Source organism: Micromonospora sp. NPDC127501 (assembly GCF_040302185.1).
GTDB lineage: Bacteria > Actinomycetota > Actinomycetes > Mycobacteriales > Micromonosporaceae > Micromonospora.
This window is the reverse complement of the sequence record NZ_JBEORJ010000006.1, coordinates 77,614-95,905: the sequence shown is the minus strand read 5'-3', so window position 1 is coordinate 95,905 and position 18,292 is coordinate 77,614. Positions and strand designations below refer to the sequence as shown.

The 18,292-nt window shown below is 70.0% G+C and carries 11 protein-coding genes; 6 read left to right on the top strand and 5 right to left on the bottom strand.

The features are described from left to right. Positions 1-20 precede the first annotated feature (20 nt). Positions 21-2,453 carry a family 20 glycosylhydrolase gene (locus ABTW72_RS15630; protein ID WP_350859202.1) on the bottom strand — a complete coding sequence of 811 codons (2,433 nt, stop codon included), beginning with the start codon at positions 2,451-2,453 and terminating at the stop codon, positions 21-23. 330 nt (positions 2,454-2,783) lie between these two features. Between ABTW72_RS15630 and ABTW72_RS15625 the strand changes: the two genes are divergently transcribed. From ABTW72_RS15625 to ABTW72_RS15600, 6 genes are all read left to right on the top strand, one after another. Next, positions 2,784-3,599 (top strand): ABC transporter permease, encoded by an 816-nt coding sequence (locus ABTW72_RS15625; RefSeq protein WP_350859199.1) that lies wholly within the window; start codon positions 2,784-2,786, stop codon positions 3,597-3,599. Further along, positions 3,596-4,378, top strand: coding sequence for an ABC transporter ATP-binding protein (locus ABTW72_RS15620; RefSeq protein ID WP_350859197.1), 783 nt, complete (start codon positions 3,596-3,598; stop codon positions 4,376-4,378). Before ABTW72_RS15625 ends, ABTW72_RS15620 begins: the two co-directional genes overlap by 4 nt. After that, the gene (locus ABTW72_RS15615; protein WP_350859194.1) at positions 4,375-5,376 is read left to right on the top strand and encodes an aliphatic sulfonate ABC transporter substrate-binding protein; all 1,002 of its coding nucleotides are present in this window, start codon (positions 4,375-4,377) and stop codon (positions 5,374-5,376) included. Before ABTW72_RS15620 ends, ABTW72_RS15615 begins: the two co-directional genes overlap by 4 nt. Positions 5,377-5,404: 28 nt before the next feature. Then, positions 5,405-6,817 (top strand): sulfatase family protein, encoded by a 1,413-nt coding sequence (locus ABTW72_RS15610; protein WP_350859191.1) that lies wholly within the window; start codon positions 5,405-5,407, stop codon positions 6,815-6,817. A gap of 74 nt (positions 6,818-6,891) precedes the next feature. Beyond that, a complete protein-coding gene (locus ABTW72_RS15605; RefSeq protein ID WP_350859189.1) occupies positions 6,892-7,203 on the top strand; it encodes a YidH family protein in 312 nt (103 codons plus the stop codon). Between the two features lie 15 nt (positions 7,204-7,218). Beyond that, entirely contained in the window at positions 7,219-7,542 is a 324-nt protein-coding gene (locus ABTW72_RS15600) for a DUF202 domain-containing protein (RefSeq protein WP_350859186.1), read from the top strand. Positions 7,543-7,609: 67 nt separating this feature from the next. Here ABTW72_RS15600 and ABTW72_RS15595 read toward each other — a convergent pair whose 3' ends face one another. The 4 genes from ABTW72_RS15595 to ABTW72_RS15580 form a co-directional block, all read right to left on the bottom strand. Further along, entirely contained in the window at positions 7,610-10,243 is a 2,634-nt protein-coding gene (locus ABTW72_RS15595) for a discoidin domain-containing protein (RefSeq protein ID WP_350859183.1), read from the bottom strand. Positions 10,244-10,318: 75 nt separating this feature from the next. Beyond that, a complete protein-coding gene (locus ABTW72_RS15590) occupies positions 10,319-12,589 on the bottom strand; it encodes a family 20 glycosylhydrolase (RefSeq protein WP_350859181.1) in 2,271 nt (756 codons plus the stop codon). Between the two features lie 31 nt (positions 12,590-12,620). Further along, positions 12,621-15,404, bottom strand: coding sequence for an alpha-L-fucosidase (locus ABTW72_RS15585; protein ID WP_350859178.1), 2,784 nt, complete (start codon positions 15,402-15,404; stop codon positions 12,621-12,623). 90 nt (positions 15,405-15,494) lie between these two features. Beyond that, complete coding sequence (locus tag ABTW72_RS15580; protein ID WP_350859175.1) at positions 15,495-18,284, bottom strand: glycosyl hydrolase family 95 catalytic domain-containing protein; 2,790 nt, start codon at positions 18,282-18,284, stop codon at positions 15,495-15,497. Positions 18,285-18,292: the final 8 nt, after the last annotated feature.

Sequence of the window (18,292 nt, the reverse complement as noted above, 5' to 3'; positions counted from 1 at the left end):
GTGGCGGCGCCGGCCGGTGGTCAGGGCGCTCGGACCGTGACGGTCAGCGCCGCCTCGACGGGGGAAGCCCCGGCCGAGCGCGCCGACAGCGTCCCGGTGTACGTCCCCGGCGTGCCGAACGTGCGCCGGGACACCATGGTGAACACGCTGTTGATCTGCATCGCCGGGATGCTCGGCTCGCGCGTGACGGTCGGCGTCAGCGCCTCCACCCGCCCGTCACTCCAGGTGACCGTGGCGGCCAGGTCGGCGGAGCGGAGTCCAGGGGCGGTGACCGTCCAGGTGGCGCCGGCCGGTGCGCCGACCACCGCGGTGGCCGGACGGCCGATCGCCTGCTTGCGCCACGGCACGTCGGCGGTGGGGAAGAAGTTGACGCCCTGGACCGTCAACCGGCCCCCGGCCACCGACAGGCGCGTGGTGAAGTCGGCGTAGTCGCGCTGCGCCTGCGGCGTCCATCCGACCTCGGCGGTGGCCACGAGGCGCGGGAAGCTGTAGTACTGCGCCTGGCCGATGCGACGGATGAACTCGCCCCAGAGCGCCGATTCGACTCCGAGCACGCTGGTCTCGGCGATGTTCGGGATGAAGGTGCCGGGGTCCCAGTTGTAGTGCCGGTCCAGCCCGCACGGTCCCCCGCACGCCCAACTGCCGCCGAGCGGCTGGCGGGAGTCCTGCTTCTGCGGCACGTACGTGTGGGCGGCGGGGGAGAGGACGACCTGGGCGCCGCGGCCGGTCACCGCGTTGGCCACCGCGGTGCGGTCGCCGTTCCAGTACTGCACGACGGCTCTGTTCTGTGGCAGCGTCGTGCCGGCGTACTCGTTCCAGCCGACCACGTTCTTGCCGAGCGAGGCGACCGTCGAGGTGAAGGCGTTCACCATCGTGGTGTAGTTCGCGTGGCTGGTCACGTGGGCCTCGTCGCCGCCGATGTGCAGGTACGGCCCGGGGGTCATGGCGGCGATCTGGGTCAGGACCTGCGTGACGAACTCGTACGTCGTCGTGCTGGCGGAGTCGAACGTCGAGTAGCCGACGTTGCCGGTGCCGTTGGCCGGGGCGGTCCGCTGTCCGGCGGCCGGCTTGGGCTGGGCGCCGGTCGTGTTCAGCTGGGGGATGGCGTGCAGCGCGGCGTTGGTGTGCCCCGGCATGTCGATCTCCGGGATGACCGTCATGCCGTTCACGCCGGCGTAGCGCACGATCTCGGCGTAGTCAGCCTTGGTGTAGAAGCCGGTGACACCCAGCTCGGTGCCCATCAACTGGCCGCTGTCGTTGTAGGTCATGGCGGTACGGCCACTGACCGTGGTGAGCAGGCGGTAGTCGATGCCGGCCGGGTTGCTCGCCGGGTTGTCGACGGCGATCCGCCAGCCCTGGTCGTCGGTCAGGTGCAGGTGCAGACGGTTGATCTTGTATTGGGCGGCGCCGTCGATGTACGCCTTGATCTCGTTCATCGGGTAGAAGCTGCGAGCGACGTCGAGCATCATTCCGCGGTGGGCGAAGCGTGGGTAGTCGGAGATCGTCACCGCCGGCACCCTCCACGTGGCGTCGACGACGGTGTCGGACTCCACCCACTGGGGGAGGAGTTGCCGCAACGTCTGCACGCCGTTGAGTGCGCCGTTCGCCGTGTCGGCGCTGATCTGGACCTTCGCGGTGGTGACGACGAGCCGGTACCCCTCGGCGGTGTGCCCGGCTGGGCCCTTGCCGGCGCCGACCTCGATGACGATGGGCGCGGGCGCGGTGCTCTGGGTGACCACCGGCAGGCCGTACCCGGTGGCCGGCCGTAGCAGGCTGGCGAGGTAGGTCGCGGGCGCGGTCGCCTGAGCCCCGACCGCGACGACGGGCGTGTTCCGGTCCAGCGTGTACGGCGTGCCGCCGTTCTCCGTCATTGACACCGGTCGGGGCAGCAGGCCCAGCGAGGGCGCGGGTGCGGGCGCCGTCTCGTTCCAGATCTCGAATTCGGAGATCGAGTAGCCGTAACCCGCCCACCGCTGGTGCCCCTGCATGCGCACGTGGGACACCGGCTGCGCCGAGTTCACCGCGATGACGTCCGTCCGGGGGCAGGTGTCGCGTTGGACGCGGGCGACGTCTGTCCAGGTGGTGCCGTTGGCCGAGGTCTGCAGGGTGAAGTCACGGGCGCACGCGTTGGGCCAGGCGAGCACGACGTGGTCGACCGTGGCAGGGGTCGCCAGCCGTACCTGCACCCAGTTGGCGTCCTGGTACTTCGACGACCACCGGGTGTTGCGGTCGCCGTCGTTGACGTGCGCGGCGACGAAGTCGGCCCGGTCGAGCTCGACGCTCGACGCGGTGGCGGTGCCGGTGCGGGCCAGGTTCACCGGCGCGGCGGCAGCCGCGGCCGGCGTGCCGGAGGTGACCGGCGCGACGAGCGTCGCGGCGATCAGCAGCGCGACGGGGGCGGCGATCAGCCGGCGTCTCGATCCGGTGCCGTGGCGGGAGCGTGGAATCGACATGGGACTCCTTGGGCCGTCGCCCGGAGCGCCGGGCGGCTGGGATGGCTCGGTACGCCGCAGTCTGACGAGAGTCGCCAATTTAGTCAACGCGTCGAACAATATTCGCCACCTCCGGTGGGGTGGGCGGGCGTTGTCAGCGCACCGCAGCCACCCATAGGGTTCCTGGTCACCAGACATCGGATGTCCTATGAATCGAGACGGCGCTCCCAGCTCGGCCTTTTTAGTCCGGAGGGTTGACATGATTAGTCGGGTCACCAAAGATTCCCTTACCTTGAGCGCCACCCGCCCCGGAAGGCGCGCCCAATCCGACCTGGGCTACGGAGGGTCACCGTGCCGATAGACGTTCAGCCGCCCCGGACCCGCGGGCCGGAAACCACCCGCGCGGCGTCGCCACCACGCCGCGCCGTACCGCTGCTGGCGTGGAACGTGATCGCCGTCGTGCTCGGCATCGGTATCTGGATCGTGCTCGCCCGGGTCGGGGTGTCCGGCCTTCCCGGGCCGCAGGCGGTCGCCGTCCGCGCCGGTGAACTCGCCATGGACGGCACCCTGCTCGACGACAGCCTCGCCAGCCTGCGCCGGGTGCTCATCGGATTCGCGCTCGGCACCGCCCTCGCGATTCCGGTCGGCTTCCTGATGGGGTGGTACCGGACGGCACGTGGCCTGATCGAGCCCTACGTGCAGTTCTTCCGCACGATCCCGCCCCTGGCCGTCATCCCGTTGGCCATCCTGCTCATGGGCATCGGGGAGACGCCGAAGATCTTCGTCATCTTCCTGGCCGCGTTCCTGTCCTGCGTCGTGTCGACGTTCCAGGGCGTGGTGAGCGTCGAACGCACCATGATCAACGCAGCCCGGGTGCTCGGCGCCAACGACGCCGTGGTGTTCCGCCGGGTCATCGTCCCCGCGTCCACCCCGTTCATCCTGGTCGGCATGCGCGTCGGCCTCGGCGCGGCGTGGGCGACCCTGGTGGCCGCCGAGCTGATCGCCGCGCAGGAGGGCCTCGGCTACCGCATGCAGCAGGCGCAGATCTACTACGACCTGCCAAGCATCTTCGTCGGCCTGATCACCATCGGCGTGCTCGGCCTGATCATGGACCGGCTCCTGCTCAGCGCGGAGAAGCGCCTCACCGGATGGCAGGAACGCCGATGACCGAGAAGATCTCCTTCCGCTCCACCAGCCGCACGTTCGAGGTGGGCGGCAAACCGTTCCACGCGCTGCGGGACGTCGACCTGGACATCGCCGACTGCGAGTTCGTCACAGTGGTCGGCCCGTCCGGCTGCGGCAAGTCGACCCTGCTGAACATCGCGGCCGGCCTGGTCGAACCCACCGGCGGTGAGGTGCTCGTCGACTCGCGACCGGTGCGTGGACCCGGCCCGGAACGTGGCGTCATCTTTCAGCAGTACGCACTGTTCCCCTGGCTGACCGTGCGCCAGAACGTCGAGTTCGGTCTCCAGATCGCCAAGGTCGGGCGGGCTGAGCGGCGACGACGGGCGCAGCACTTCATCGACCTGGTGGGCCTCACCGACTTCGCGGACGCGCTGCCCCGGATGCTGTCCGGCGGGATGCGGCAGCGGTGCGCCATCGCCCGCGCGTACGCCGTGGACCCCGGCGTCCTGCTCATGGACGAACCCTTCGGCGCCCTGGACGCCCTCACCCGGGTGCAGATGCAGGATCAGCTGCTGGCCACCTGGGGTTCCGAGCGACGCACCGTCATGTTCATCACCCACGACGTCGACGAGGCCGTCTACCTCGCCAACCGGGTCGTCGTCATGGCTGCCCGGCCGGGCCGGGTGCACGAGGTCATCGACGTCGACCTGCCGTACCCACGCACCGAAGCCGTTCGCCTCTCCCCGGAATTCTCCCGGATCCGCAATCGGGTCTGGCGCGCTGTCTACCACCAGACCCCCCAGGAAGGTGCATCCCGATGAGCGCTCTCTCCCGTCGTGCCATGCTGACCGGCCTCGTCGGCCTCGGCGCCACCGCGGCCCTCGCCGCCTGCGGCGACGACGACCAGTCCGGAGCCGGCGGCTCCGCCACCGAACCGGTGAAGCTCGGCTACATCGCCGACTTCACCGGCGCGAGCCTGATGGCGATCGCCGACGACAAGAAGCTGTGGGCCCAACACGGGCTCAAGCCTGACCTCAAGGTCTTCACCAACGGCCCCCTCCAGGTGCAGGCGCTCGGCGCGGGGGATCTGGACTTCGGCTACCTAGGCCCGGGCGCGATGTGGTTGCCGGCCTCCGGCAAGGCCCGGGTCATCGCCATCAACTCGCTCGGTTTCGCCGACCGGGTCATCGCCCAGCCGGGCATCACCTCCATGGCCGCGCTCAAGGGTAAGAGGGTCGGCGTGCCGGAAGGCACCTCCGGCGACATGATCGTGCGGCTGGCCCTGCGGCGCGCCGGCCTCTCCATCGACGACGTCAAGAAGGTCACGATGGACCCGAGCACCGTCGTCACCGCGTTCGGGTCGGGCCAGATCGACGCGGCCGGCATCTGGTACCCGCTCATCGGCACCATCAGCAAGCGGGTGCCGAAGCTGACCGAGCTGGCCAAGAACGACGACTTCTACCCGGCCATCAGCTTCCCGTCCGCCTACGTGGGCCGCAACGACGTGGTGACGGGCAAGCCGGACCTGGTGAAGAAGGTGCTCGCGGTGCTGCGTGTCGCCAACGACGAGCGAGCGGCCAACCTGGACCGCGCTGTCGAGGTCACCGCGAAATTCCTCAAGTCGGCCCCGATCGACCAACTGCGCGCCGAAGCCGCCAACGCCCGGTTCCTGCCGTCGGCGGAGCTCGCCGCCAAGTCCACCGACGGCACCGTCGCGGGTTGGCTGACCGGTCTCAACGGGCTCTTCAAGGACCTCGGGAAGCTGCCGAACGCGGTCGACCCGAGCACCTACTACGACGCCGCCGCGTACGCGTCCTGAGTCGAGTCGCGTGAGAGAGGACCAGCACGTGCGGCCCAACATCGTCTTCATCATGGCCGACGACCACGCCGCGCACGCGGTGGGCGCCTACGGAAGCAAGGTCAACGAGACGCCACACATCGACCGTATCGCGGCGGGCGGTGCTCTCCTGGAGAACTGCTTCTGCACCAACTCGCTGTGCGCGCCCAGCCGGGCCACCATCCTCACCGGGACCTACAACCACGTCAACGGCGTGCAGACGTTGTCGACCGAGTTCGACAACCGACAGCTCGTCTTCCCGGAGTTGCTGCGCCGCGCGGGCTACCAGACGGCCCTGGTCGGTAAGTGGCACCTCGGGCACGGCCCGGAGCACGACCCCCGGGGGTTCGACTACTGGGAGGTCGTACCCGGCCAGGGTCGTTACCGCGATCCCGTCTTCATCGGTATGGACGGCACCGAGCACGTCCGCCCCGGCTACTGCACGAACATCATCACCGACCTGGCCGTCGACTGGCTCGACCAGCGCGACCCGCAGCGGCCCTTCTGCCTGCTGGTGCACCACAAGGCGCCACACCGCAACTGGGAACCCGACGAAAAGCACCGCGACATGTACGTCGACGACGTGGCCGTGCCGGGCTCGTTCGACGACGACCACTCGGGGCACGCCGCCGCCGCCCGAGCCGCCCGGATGCGGGTGGATCGGGACCTGACCGCCAACGACATCAAGGAGATGCTGCCACCACACCTGGACCCCGACGAGGCCGCTCTCTGGACCTACCAGCGCTACATCAAGGACTATCTGCGCTGCGTCGCCAGCGTCGACGACAACGTCGGCCGCCTGCTCGACTATCTCGACGAGCACGGGCTGACCGACGACACCATCGTCGTCTACACGTCCGACCAGGGCTTCTTCCTCGGTGACCACGGCTGGTACGACAAGCGGTTCATGTACGAGGAGTCACTGCGGATGCCGTTCCTGATCCGCTACCCGGCAGAGATCCCGGCCGGCTCCACCACCGGGGCGCTCGCCATGAACGTCGACTTCGCCCAGACGTTCCTCGACTACGCCGACGTACCGGCCGACCCCCGCATGCAGGGACGTTCACTGCGACCACTCCTGCGCGGCGAGGACGTCGACGACTGGCGGCAGTCGGTGTACTACCGCTACTGGGAACACGACGACGACGAGCACCACGTGTGGGCGCACTACGGCGTACGCACCCACGACCACAAACTGGTCTACTACTACGCCGACGGGCTGGGTCTGCCCGGCACCTCCGCCACGGCGCAGGAGCCGGAGTGGGAGCTGTTCGACCTGCGCGCCGACCCGTGGGAGATGCGCAGCGTCTACGACGACCCGGCCTACGCGCGGATCAGGGCGGCGCTCGTCGAGGAACTCGCCCGCGTCCAGCGGGAGTGCGGTGACGCCCCGTGGCAGCCCCCGGCGCCGGTCAGCGGGTGACGGACGAGGTACCTCCCGCGCCGGCCGGTCGGGGCCGACCAGCCGACCGCCGCTGGCCACACCGCGTCTACGGGGTGGGCACGGAACCGGACCCGCGGTTCACCCTCGCCAACGAGCGCACCTTCCTCGCGTGGCTGCGGACCGCGCTGGGTCTCATGGTGGCCGCGGCGGCGGTGAAGGCATTCGGCACGGAAGGCTCGCAGTGGGCGGCGGCCGTGCTGGCGGTGCTCGCCGTCGGGGTGGCCGTCGAGGCGTTCCCTCGTTGGAGCCGCAACGAACGGGCGCTGCGGCTCCAACTGCCGTTGCCGTCCACCCCCGTCGCCGTTGTGTCGGCGGTGGGGGTGGTCGCGGCCGGCGTGACCATCGTCGTCGTGGTGCTGATCTGATGTCGTGGTGCTGATGTGACGCAGCCGCCGTGGCTCGCCGACCGGGGAGCGCAGGCCGAACGCACCCTGCTGGCGTGGCTTCGTACGGCGTTGGCGACGGCCACCGTGCTGGTGGCCGTCGGACGGGAACTGGTGCCGCGTCATCCGTTCGCGGCGGGGCTCGTGCTGGCCTGCGCTCCACTCGCCGTCGCGGTGGCCGTCCTGGCGCGGCGTCGGTATCGGACCGTCCGACTGCCCACCCACCCGGGTCAGCCGGAGGGTGCCGCGTTGCTGGCCGCCGGCAGCGCGCTGGTCGTGACCGGCGGCGTGGCGGTCCTCGCCCACGTTCTCGCCCGGTAGGGCGGGATCGCCGTCGATCCTGCCGTTCCGGGGCACACCAGCATCGCCCCGGAACGGCAGGGACCGATCAGGCCGTCGACCCGTACAGGTTGATCTCGGCGGCGGAGGCGTACCCGGCGCCGTTCGCCGCGCGGGTGGTGCGCAGGCGGACGTGCCGGGCCGTGGTGGACGCGAAGACGACCGACTTCAGGGTGCTGCCGGAGCCGAAGGTACCGGCGGCGATCTGTGTCCAGGTGGTGCCGTCGGTACTGGTCTGGATCTGGTAGTCGGCGATGGTGCCGTTGGTGCCGCCGTCCTGTCGGGGTAGGTAGTCGAGTCTGTCGATGCGGAAGGTGCCGCCCAGGTCGATGGTGATCTGGTGCGGCATGGCGGCGACGCCGCCGGCGTAGCGGGTGTGCCAGATGGTGGTGGGGTTGCCGTCGATGGCGTTGGCGGCGGCGCCGTTCTCGCCGACGGTCTCGACGCTGTCCGCCGTCGCGGTCCAGCGGGCGCGCGACAGCTGTGGGCTGTCTCCGCCGCCGATCGCCTCGTCCGTCGGCGTGGCCTGGAAGACGGCGACCTCGAACGGCGCCAGCGTGATGGTCACCGGTGCGGCAGGACCCGACACGAAGCCGGACCGGCGCCCGTCGCGCTCGGTGAACTTGTACCGCTGGTGGGTCCCGCCGGGCAGCTCGAAGACCGTCTGCGGGTTGACAGTGAAGCTCTGCGCGGACGCCGACGGGTTACGCAGCATCAGCATGCCTTTGGACGCCCCGGCCGAGGAGTTCCAGGCGGCCGTGCCGTAGACGGCACCCACCGCCGGGTCACCGCCGACCCAGTGCACGTCGCTGAGCAGTCCCTGATTGGCGCGGGCCCACCTGGCGTTGGCCGCCACGGTGTCCCAGAACCAGGCCGCGCCCGGCCTGCTGGCGTCGACGAGCGTGTTGCGCACATACAGCTCCTGAAGACTCAGACCGAGCGCGAAGTAGGCACGGATGTCCTGCGACACCTCCGCCTGCACGCTGGCCTTGGTCAGGTCGTAGTCGGCGGTGAACTGTGGTGTGCGGTCGGAGAAGATGACCCCGTGGTTCATCAGGCTCGGGATCGGGAACAGCGGGTTCTGCGTGGTGTTGTTGCGGAACGTCTCCGAGTCGCGGTAGTTGACGTAGCGCTGCTCGGCGCTGCCGGCGCCGACCAGGCCCGCGTCGTGCCCGTCGCGCCAGATCGAGTCGGTGTACCACAACCAGTACGGCGATCCCCAGGTGCCGACGGTGGCGTTGACGAACACGTCCTTCTGGTGCGCCCGCAGATCCCCCGTCAGCCCGAGCAGTGCCTCGTAGTCGGCGATGTAGTTCGCGTTCGGGCCGGACTGGTAGAGCCCACCGCCGATGCCGTCGAGCTTGAAGCCGCGTACGCCCTGGTTGTCCATCATGTCGAACGCGACCGACCGGAACCGGTCGTAGTAGCGGCTTGCACCGAGTTTGAACTGACCCCCGCTGTGGGTCTCCAGCCGCTGGTCGGCCGGCTTGCTCGCGTTGATGGCCTGGCGGGTGGCGGCGCTGGTGCCGTACCCGCCGAACGGTGACATCCACACCGACATCGACGCGCCGTACTGCGCGGCGGCGGCCTTCTGCGGTGCGAAGCCGGTGGGGAACTGGGTCGGGTCGAAGGACCAGACGTTCAGATTCGTCTCGTCGACCTGAGGTGTCCGTAGGTAGTCCCAGCCGTCGTCGACCCAGAAGCTGTCGATGGTGGCGCCGCGGTTGCGCAGCTGGGTGCCGAACAGGTTGATGGCCCTTGTCAGCTCGGCGCTGTTGATGACCTCGCCGGGTGGCTTGAGGTCCAGCCAGCTCTGGTAGTGCAGGAACGTCCGGCGGTCGTGAGCCCGTTCGCGTTGCAGGTAGTACTGGAACGAGCGGCGCAGCTGCCCGGCCGGCGACACACCGGTGGATGCCGTGTACACCCACGATGTGCCGACGGTGAGGTCCCCGGCGCGCGGCACCGCGATGTCGACCGCCGACCCGGTCACTGTCGCCTTCGCCATCGGGTTCTCGATGCCGACGAACACCGTCTCGCTGCCGGTCGTGCCGTACACCACCGGGCTGCCGTCGTCGCTGCCGAGCACCCGTGCGTTCGCCAGTCCGAGTTCCACGAGGCGCAGGGAGGTCACGTCGAACGTGCCGGCCACCGAGCGCACCGTGAAGCTGTGCTGCACGGAGTTGGCGCCGCCGCGCAGCCGTACCTGCCACTGCACGTCGAGGGTCCGCGCGCCGCCGCCGTACCGGAAGGTGGTGGTCACCGCCTTGCCGGCGAAACGTTCCGCCAACCGTGCCGACGCCGGGTTCGCCGGCAGGTCGCTGACCACCGGGGCGGCGGAGACCGTCGTGTTCGCTGTCGTGATGGTGCTGCCGTCGGCCAGGGTGAGGGTGAAGAGCCCACGCAGGCTCATCGGCACTGTGGCGTTCGCCGCCCGGTTGTCGAACCGGGTCAGCGACACGGTGCTGCCGAGCAGGCTCCAGGTGGTCGACAGCGCCGCGTTGGCCAGGGTGAAGCTGCTGCCGGACCGCGACGCCGTCGCCGCCCCCGGCTGGACGCCGGGGAAGACCAGGCCGGCGGCGTCGGTGTAGGTCGGATCCACCGGGACCGCCGCCCCGGCCGGGGCCGGATGGCCCCCGACCGTGGCGACGGCACCGGCGATCAGGGCCAGAACGATGGTGGGCACGACGCGTCGCCGTGGCCGTGCTGCCGATGGGGATGGCGGGGGGATGGCGTGCTGCATCGTGCCTCCATCTGTGGTTCAGGCGGTAGGGGTGCTCCAGCGCTGGTTGGCGCCACTGGTGCAGGACCAGAGGATGAGGCGGGTGCCGTTGGCGGTCGCGCCGCCGTTGGCGTCGAGGCACTTTCCGCCGGTGCGGTAGCTGCCCGAGGCCGCGTCGTACGTCCACCGCTGGGTCGTGGCGGTGGTGCAGGCACTGATCACGATCGCGGTGCCGTCGGTGAGGCTGCCGTTCGCCGGCCCGAGGCACTTGCCGAGCGCGGTGAGGGCGCCGTCGTTGCGGTGGGTCCACGTCTGGTTGGCGCCGCTGTTGCAGTCCCAGAGGTTGACGGCGGTGCCGTCGGTGGTGTTGCTCCCGGGAATGTCGACGCAGCGGCCGCTGGCTGCGCCCGTGATGATGCCCTTCCTCGGGCCGTAGACCTCGAACTCCCAGAGCGAGTAACCGAAGGTGGTGGCCCTTGCCGTGCCCTGCATGCGCACGTACCGGGCGGTCGTGTTGAGGAGGTGTTCGTCGGTGCCGCCGTCCCCGGCGGTGACTGTCGCGGCGGTGGTCCAGGTGGTGCCGTTGGTGGAGGTCTGGATCTGGTACGCCCGCGCGTAGGCGGCCTCCCAGCGCAGTGCGACCCGGGAGAGTTCCTGACTGCTGCCGAGGTCGACCTGGATCCAGCTCGGGTCGGTGTAGGCCGAGGACCAGCGCGTGCTGATGTCGCCGTCCACCGCCGCCGAGGCCGGGAAGCTGGCCGTCTCGGTCGACGACGCGGTCACCGGGCGGTTGGTCGCCAGGTTGCCGGTCGCCACCGCCGGGCCGCCGGGAGCCCGGCCGATCCGGTCGATGATCGCGCCGAAGGAGGTGTACGTGGTGACCGGCTTCGGTGACCCCCAGGTCTGCTGGGCGATCACCCGCAGGATGGTCCGGATGCCCGCCGCGATCTGGTCCTCGGTCTCCGCGTCCGGGTAGTCACACCAGATGTGCAGCATCGTGCCCAGGTTGCGGGACGGATCGCCGATGGTGTTGTTGCCCTGGAACCGGTCCGGGGTCCACGTCTCGTACGCCCACGTCACGTTCGGCTTGCTGATGGCGGGAACGTAGTAGGTCGGATCCCACGCCTGGTTGGAGATGGCGTGCCCCCGGTCCAGCAGGGCCTGCGGGGTGATGCCGTAGTTGTACCAGACCTCGACGTGGATGTTGGACGCCGGCCGGATGGTGCCGTCGGTGCCGATGCCGTCGTTCCACATGCGGGTGGTCTTGCCGCCGGCTCGGACGATGTCGTTGGCCCAGTTGATGAAGCCGTAGTAGATGTCCTTCGCGATGGCGTTCGGCCCGTATGTCGCGCGGGCGTACGTCAGAAGCTGCGGGTAGGCGGCGTAGTTCCCGACGTACTCGTCCGCGCCGATGTGCCAGTACCGGCCGGGAAACAGCGGCAGGAACTCGGTGATGAGGTCCCGGGTGAGGGTGTAGGCACCCGGCTTGGACAGGTCGAGGTAGTAGGGGTTGCGGTTGCCGCTGGTGTCGGCGAGCTGCAGGTCCGGGTGGTCGGCCAGGATCGCGTTCATGTGGCCGGGCATGTCGATCTCGGGGACGACCTCGATGTGGTACTGGGCCGCCAGGGCGATGAGGTCGCGGATCTGCTGTTTGGTGTAGTACTGCTCCGACACCACCTCCGGGTGGGTGGTGCTCTCCAACCGGAATCCGAACGTGTCGGACAGGTGCAGGTGCAGCCGGTTCATCTTCAGGTAGGCGAGCTCCTTGACGTGCTTGCGGAGCCAGTCGACGGTGAAGTACTTGCGACCGACGTCGACCATCATGCCGCGTTCGGACTTGGTCGGGGCGTCGGTGGTCGTGCCGGCCGGCACGGTGGCGGACTGCTTGAGTAGTTGCAGCACCGTCCGGGTGCCGTAGAAGGCGCCCGCGTCGGTCGAGCCCTGGATGGTGATGCTCGACCCGACCGTCATGGTGTAGCCCTCGGCGGGTTGGCTGCCGCCCAGGGTCAGCCGGATGTCGCCGGTGGCGGCGGTTCCCGTGGTGACCGGGACGGTGCGGCCGGTCAGGTCCCGCAGGTCCGCGGCGAAGGTGGCCGCGTCGTCGTTGAGCTGGCCGGTGTACGCGGGATCGACCACGATCCGGGTCGTGGTGCCGAAGGTGTAACTGCCGGTGCCCGCCGTCCACTGCTTCAGCGCCGGGATCACCTGCAGGTCACCCGGTGCGGCCGAGGCCGGTGTGGCCGGCACCGTCAACAGTGCGGCGGCGAGGACCCCCACCGCTCCAGTGACGCTGATACGTCGAAGACGCATGAACCGCTCCTCTCGGGAAAGGGCTGGGAAGTCAGCAGGACGCCGGGTTGGCGGTGCTGTCGGTGGCGTACGCGGTGAGCGTCGCGACCTGCGGGACACCGCGCGCGGCGGTGACCCGCAGCCGCAGCCGGTCGCTGTTCACGGCGGCGGTCAGCGGCACGATCCGCTTGTATCCGACCGTTCCGGCGGCGGCGACCTGTTGCCAGCCGCCGTTGATCCAGGCGTCCACGGCGAACACCTCGATGCGCTGGCCGTTGCCGACCGACTCCTGCAGCAGGAGCCGGTCGAACGTGCGGGCCCGGCAGGCGGTCAGTTCGACAGCGCCGGTGGTGGCACCACCCGAGGGTGACCAGTACGTGGCGAGGGCCGCGTCGGTGAGGGTGGCGTGGGTGCCGGTCGCACCCGCCGTGGCGAACAGTTCCCGGCCGTACCGCGAGCGCTGGGCGGTGCCGAACCCGTCGAGGGCGGTGACGTCCGGCGTGTCGATCACGCCGGCCCGGTTCGGCGGGACGTTGAGCAGCAGATTGGCGTTGCGACCCACAGCGTTCTCGTAGAGCTGCATCAGCGCGGCCGGCTGCTTGACCGAGCCGTTCTGGCCGGCGTGCCAGAACCAGCCGGGCCGGATCGACACGTCCGCCTCGGCCGGATACCACGACAGGTACGTGACCGTCCCCAGGTTGCGGCCGATCAGCGCGCTGGAACCCAGGTCGCCCGACGCGGCACCACCGAGCATGTCGTCGTCGCGGTTCAACGCGCCGGGGCCGGCGCCCTTGAACGGCAGTGCGCTCCACTCGTCGGCGCGGAACGCCCCGGACTCCGAGCCGATCCAGCGCACGTCCGGGCCGTTGATCGCGATCGTGGCGTCGGGTTGCAGGGTCCGGATCAGCCGGTACCAGTCATCGACCTGGTACGGCTGCGGGTACGCGGTGTACGGGTTGGCACCGTCGAACCACACCTCGGCCATCGGCCCGTACTCGGTGAGCAGTTCGTAGAGCTGGTTGAGGAAGTAGGCGTTGTAGTCGTCGGCGTTGTACGCGTACGTCCGCGTCGGGTTGCGGGTGTCCCCGGCGACGAGCGTCGGGATGGTCACCGACCGCTTGGCGCTGCCGTTGCCGAAGCGGTCGCCGCCACGCCGGCCGGGTATCTCCGCGCCGTCGGCGGGGGAGAGGTAGAAGCCGACGGCGAGTCCGGCGGCGCGGGCGGCGCTGACGGTGGCGCGCAGGATGTCACTCTGGCTTGTCCGGCCCCACCAGGGGGTGCTGCGCACCGAGTGGGTGCTGTACCGCGACGGGTAGAGCAGGAACCCGTCGTGGTGCTTGACGGTGAGGATGACCTGCTTGAACCCGTTGCGCTTGAGCACGTCGATCCACTGGGTCGGGTTGACCACCGTCGGGTTGAACTGGGCCGGGTCCTCGTTCCCACTGCCCCATTCGACGTCGGTGAAGGTGTTCATGCCGTAGTGCAGGAAGGCGGTCAGCTCGCGCTGCTGCCAGGCCAGCTGGCCGGCGGTGGGGGTGACCTGGGCGGCCTTCTGCCGGACCCGGTCGAGGGTGTCGCAGGGGTCGACGGCGATGACGTTGGCCGGGGTGACCGGGCCGCTGGTGCCGGGGTTGCCCGCGCAGCCGGCGGGCGGTGGATTGCCTCCGCAGACCGGCGCGTCGAGCTGGAAATCGGCCGGGCTGGCGGCACCGCTCATCGAGGCGAGTGCGATGGCGTCCACCGTGCCGTGCCAGCCGCGGTTCCTCGTGCCGGCGTCGTTGCCGAAGGTCAGCAGGCCCTGCGAGGCGTTGGCGGCGGCGACCGGCGTGGTGACTGTGGTCCCGACCTGGCAGCCGTTGACGTAGGCGACGAGGCGGGCTGCGGAGTCGCTGACGTACTCGTAGGCCAGCGCCACGTGGGTGTCCTGCGTGTCGGACAGGTTGGGCCCGCTCTGCCTGGTGTCGTAGTAGGGCGCGTCCGGGCCGTACATGCCGAACTCGGTCGTGTTCTGTGAGCCACTGGCGTAGCGGTAGTAGCCGCCGCCGGCGAGGCTGAGCACCGTGTCGAAGCTGAGGGTGGCACCGCTCTGGCGACGCACGACCGCCTCGGCCAGCAGACTCTTGTTGACGTACTTCGTGCTGGTCACCGGGATCCGTGGGGAGAACCCGACGCCGGTGCCACCTCCGGTGAGCGTGACGGCCGAACCGCTGATCGTCTCGCTGCCGGCCAGTCGGGTGAGCTGCCCGTCGACCAGTTCACCAGTCGACGGCGTGTAGCCGGTGGTGGAGGTGAACGTGCCACTGAAGCCGACATCGAGCAGTGGTTGGTAGCCGGCGGCGGCGACGCGCCACTGCTGGTTGGTGGCGGTGGTGCAGGGCCAGAGGATGAGTTTGGTGTTGTTGGCGGTGGCACCGCCGTTGGCGTCGAGGCAGGTGCCGGTGGCCTGGTTGCGCAGGGTTCTGGTGGTGGTGTCGTAGGTCCAGCGTTGGTTGGTGGTGGTGCCGCAGGTGGTGATGGTGGCGGCGGCGCCGGCTGTGGTGCTGGCGGGGGCGAGGCATTTGCCGCGGTTGCGGATGGTGTTGTCGGCTTGGCGGGTCCAGGTCTGGTTGGTGGCTCCGGTGCAGTCCCAGAGGATGAGGGCGGTGCCGTCGGTGGTGGCGGCGCCGGGTACGTCGACGCAGCGACCGCTGGCCACCCCCGTGATCGTGCCGTCCCCTGGGGCCGCGGCGGCCGGTGCCGCCGGTGGGGTGAGCTGGACCAGGCAGGTGGCGAGCATGATCAGGGCGGCCAGGGCGGCGCCGCTTGCGCGCGCGCGGCGGCGCGGGGTGGGGGTCACGGGGATGTCCTCTCCGGGAACGGGTCAGGGAGGGGCGGCGCGGAGGTGGGGTGACCTACGGGTACGGCCGGCCGGCGGTGAGGGCCCGCGTCACATCAGCCACTGCTGGTTGGTGGCGGTGGTGCAGGGCCAGAGGATGAGTTTGGTGTTGTTGGCGGTGGCACCGCCGTTGGCGTCGAGGCAGGTGCCGGTGGCCTGGTTGCGCAGGGTTCTGGTGGTGGTGTCGTAGGTCCAGCGTTGGTTGGTGGTGGTGCCGCAGGTGGTGATGGTGGCGGCGGCGCCGGCTGTGGTGCTGGCGGGGGCGAGGCATTTGCCGCGGTTGCGGATGGTGTTGTCGGCTTGGCGGGTCCAGGTCTGGTTGGTGGCTCCGGTGCAGTCCCAGAGGATGAGGGCGGTGCCGTCGGTGGTGGCGGCGCCGGGTACGTCGACACAGCGACCGCTGGCCACCCCGGCGATCGTGCCGGTCGCGGCGTCGGAGACCGCCTGATAGCGGTGCCCTGCTTCGGCCGTGAACGTCACCCGGTCACCTGTGCGGTTCACCGGCACGGCCTGGTTCTTGGTCAGGTCCACCAGCGACGCGGTGGCCAGCATCGGATTCCGTACGGTGAGGGAACCGCCGCTGCCGGCGGTCAGCGTGATCCGAGTGGCCAGCCGATTGCGCCACTCGGCGTCCACAGTGACGTCGCCGCGTGCCCGCAGACCGCTGACCGAGCCGGTGGGCCAGGCCGCCGGCACGGCGGGCAGCACGTCGACGACGGCATTCTGGCTCTGTAGCAGCATCTCCGCCATTCCGGCGGTGGCCCCGAAGTTGCCGTCGATCTGGAACGGCGGGTGGGTGTCGAACAGGTTGGCGAGGGTGCTGCTCTTCAACTGCTCGCTGAGCATCTTGTGGGCGTGGTCGCCATCGAGCAGCCGAGCCCAGAAGTTGATTTTCCAGGCCTTGCTCCAGCCGGTGCCGCCGTCGCCGCGCGCCGTGAGCGAAACGCGGGCGGCGTTGGCGAGAGCGGGGGTCGTCGACGGTGATATCTGCCGCCCCGGGTGCAGGGCGTACAGGTGCGAGACGTGCCGGTGGTCGTTGGTCGGGCTGTCCCAGTCCGCCTTCCACTCCTGCAACTGACCCCAGGAGCCGACCCGCAGGCCGGGGTCGAGCTTGTTCAGCGTGGTCTGCCACTGCCCGCGCAGGGTGGCGTCAACGCCGAGCGTGGCGCTCGCCTCGATGGTGTTCGTGAGCAGGTCCCACACGATCTGCTCGCTCATCGATGCGCCGGCCGAGAAGTCACCCTGCTCGGGTGAGTAGCTGGGCGAGACGACCAACCTGCCGTCGCGCGGATCGACGTGCAGGTTGGCCCGCCAGAACTCCGCGGCCTCCTTCATCGCCGGGTACGCCTGGTCGCGGAGGAACGTCGTGTCACGGGTGAAGCGGTAGTGCTCGTAGAGGTGCTGGCACAACCACGCGGCCGCCTCCGGGAACCAGAAGGCGGTGGCCCAGTCCTGGACGCCGGTGAAGCCGTACGGGTTGGTGCTGAGGTGCGTGACCCAGCCGCTCGTACCGTAGATGTTCTGTGCGGTGACCCGGCCGGGCGCCCGCAGCGCGTCGATGAAGTCGAACAGCGGCGTGGCCGTCTCGGACAGATTGGTGGTCTCCGCCGGCCAGTAGTTCATCTGGACGTTGACGTTGGTGTGGTAATCGGCCTGCCAGGGCGGGCTGTTGGAGTTGTTCCAGATGCCCTGGAGGTTGGCCGGCAGGGAGCCGCCGCGGGACGACGAGATGAGCAGGTACCGGCCGAAGGAGAAGTACAGCGACTCCAGCGCGCGGTCCTGGGCCCGTCCGGCGGCACCGGTGTAGGCCGACCGCAGGTCGTCGGTGGGGATGTTCGGCATCTGCCCGCCCACGTCGAGCCGGACGCGGTCGAAGAGCTTCTGGTAGTCGGCCAGGTGGGCCGCCCGTAGCGCCGCCCACGTCGAGCTCGCCGCGCCGTCGACCGCCTGGGTCACCCGGGTGTGGGGGTCGACGCCGCGATAGGTGGGGTAGGTGTCGGCATACGACGTCGCGGCGGACAGCACGACGAGAGCCGAGTCCGCGCCGGCGACCGTGATCCGGTCGGTGCCGTCGGTCCGGCTGCCGCCGGTGGTCACCACCCGGTACTGGGTCTCGTGGATCAGCCCGTTGCCGGGCAGCGTGCCTCGGACGGTGATCCGGCCGTTCGCCACCGTGACGGTGCTGCCGGGCTGGGCCGAGACGGTGCGAAGGACGAAGGAGATCTTCCCGGCCTGGCTGGCCGACAGCCGGGCGACGATCACGTTGCGGGGGTAGCTGGCGACGTACTCACGCTGGTAGGTCACCCCGCCGTGGGCGTACCCGACGCGGGCGGTGGCCTCAGCGAGGTCCAGTTCGCGCCGGTAGCCGCTCACCGTGGTGGGTGTGCCGGACATGTCGAGGTACATGTCGGCCAGGTTCTGGTACGAGCCGAATCCGGTCGCCGGCTGGCCGAGCGCGGTGGCGACCGCGCCGGGTGCCATCCGGGTGTCCCGGTCGATCTGCGCCTGCACCCCGGCCAGGGCGCCGGGCCGTGGTGACGTCCAGTTGCCGTGGTGGTATCCGGCCGTCCCAGGCCCGCCCGTCCACAGTGTCTTCTCGTTGAGCTGGAGGCGTTCGGTCTGGATGCCGCCGAAGACCATGGCGCCGAGCGCGCCGTTGCCCAGCGGCAGCGCGTTGCTCTCCCAGTTGGCAGCCGGTTCGTCGTACCAGAGCGCGAGTTCGGGGTCGGCCGCGGCTTCGGCTGCGGCGAAGCTGGTGGACACGGATGTCAGGGACGCGACCACAAGAAGGGCCGCGCTCGCGGCGCGCAGGATCGTCTGGATACCGCCGATGACAGGCATAGGGCCTC

Coding starts and splice junctions, on each gene's coding strand:
- ABTW72_RS15630 (WP_350859202.1), bottom strand. CDS start 2,453: ATGTCGATTCCACGCTCCCGCCACGGCACCGGATCGAGACGCCGGCTG.
- ABTW72_RS15620 (WP_350859197.1), top strand. CDS start 3,596: ATGACCGAGAAGATCTCCTTCCGCTCCACCAGCCGCACGTTCGAGGTG.
- ABTW72_RS15615 (WP_350859194.1), top strand. CDS start 4,375: ATGAGCGCTCTCTCCCGTCGTGCCATGCTGACCGGCCTCGTCGGCCTC.
- ABTW72_RS15590 (WP_350859181.1), bottom strand. CDS start 12,589: ATGCGTCTTCGACGTATCAGCGTCACTGGAGCGGTGGGGGTCCTCGCC.
- ABTW72_RS15580 (WP_350859175.1), bottom strand. CDS start 18,284: ATGCCTGTCATCGGCGGTATCCAGACGATCCTGCGCGCCGCGAGCGCG.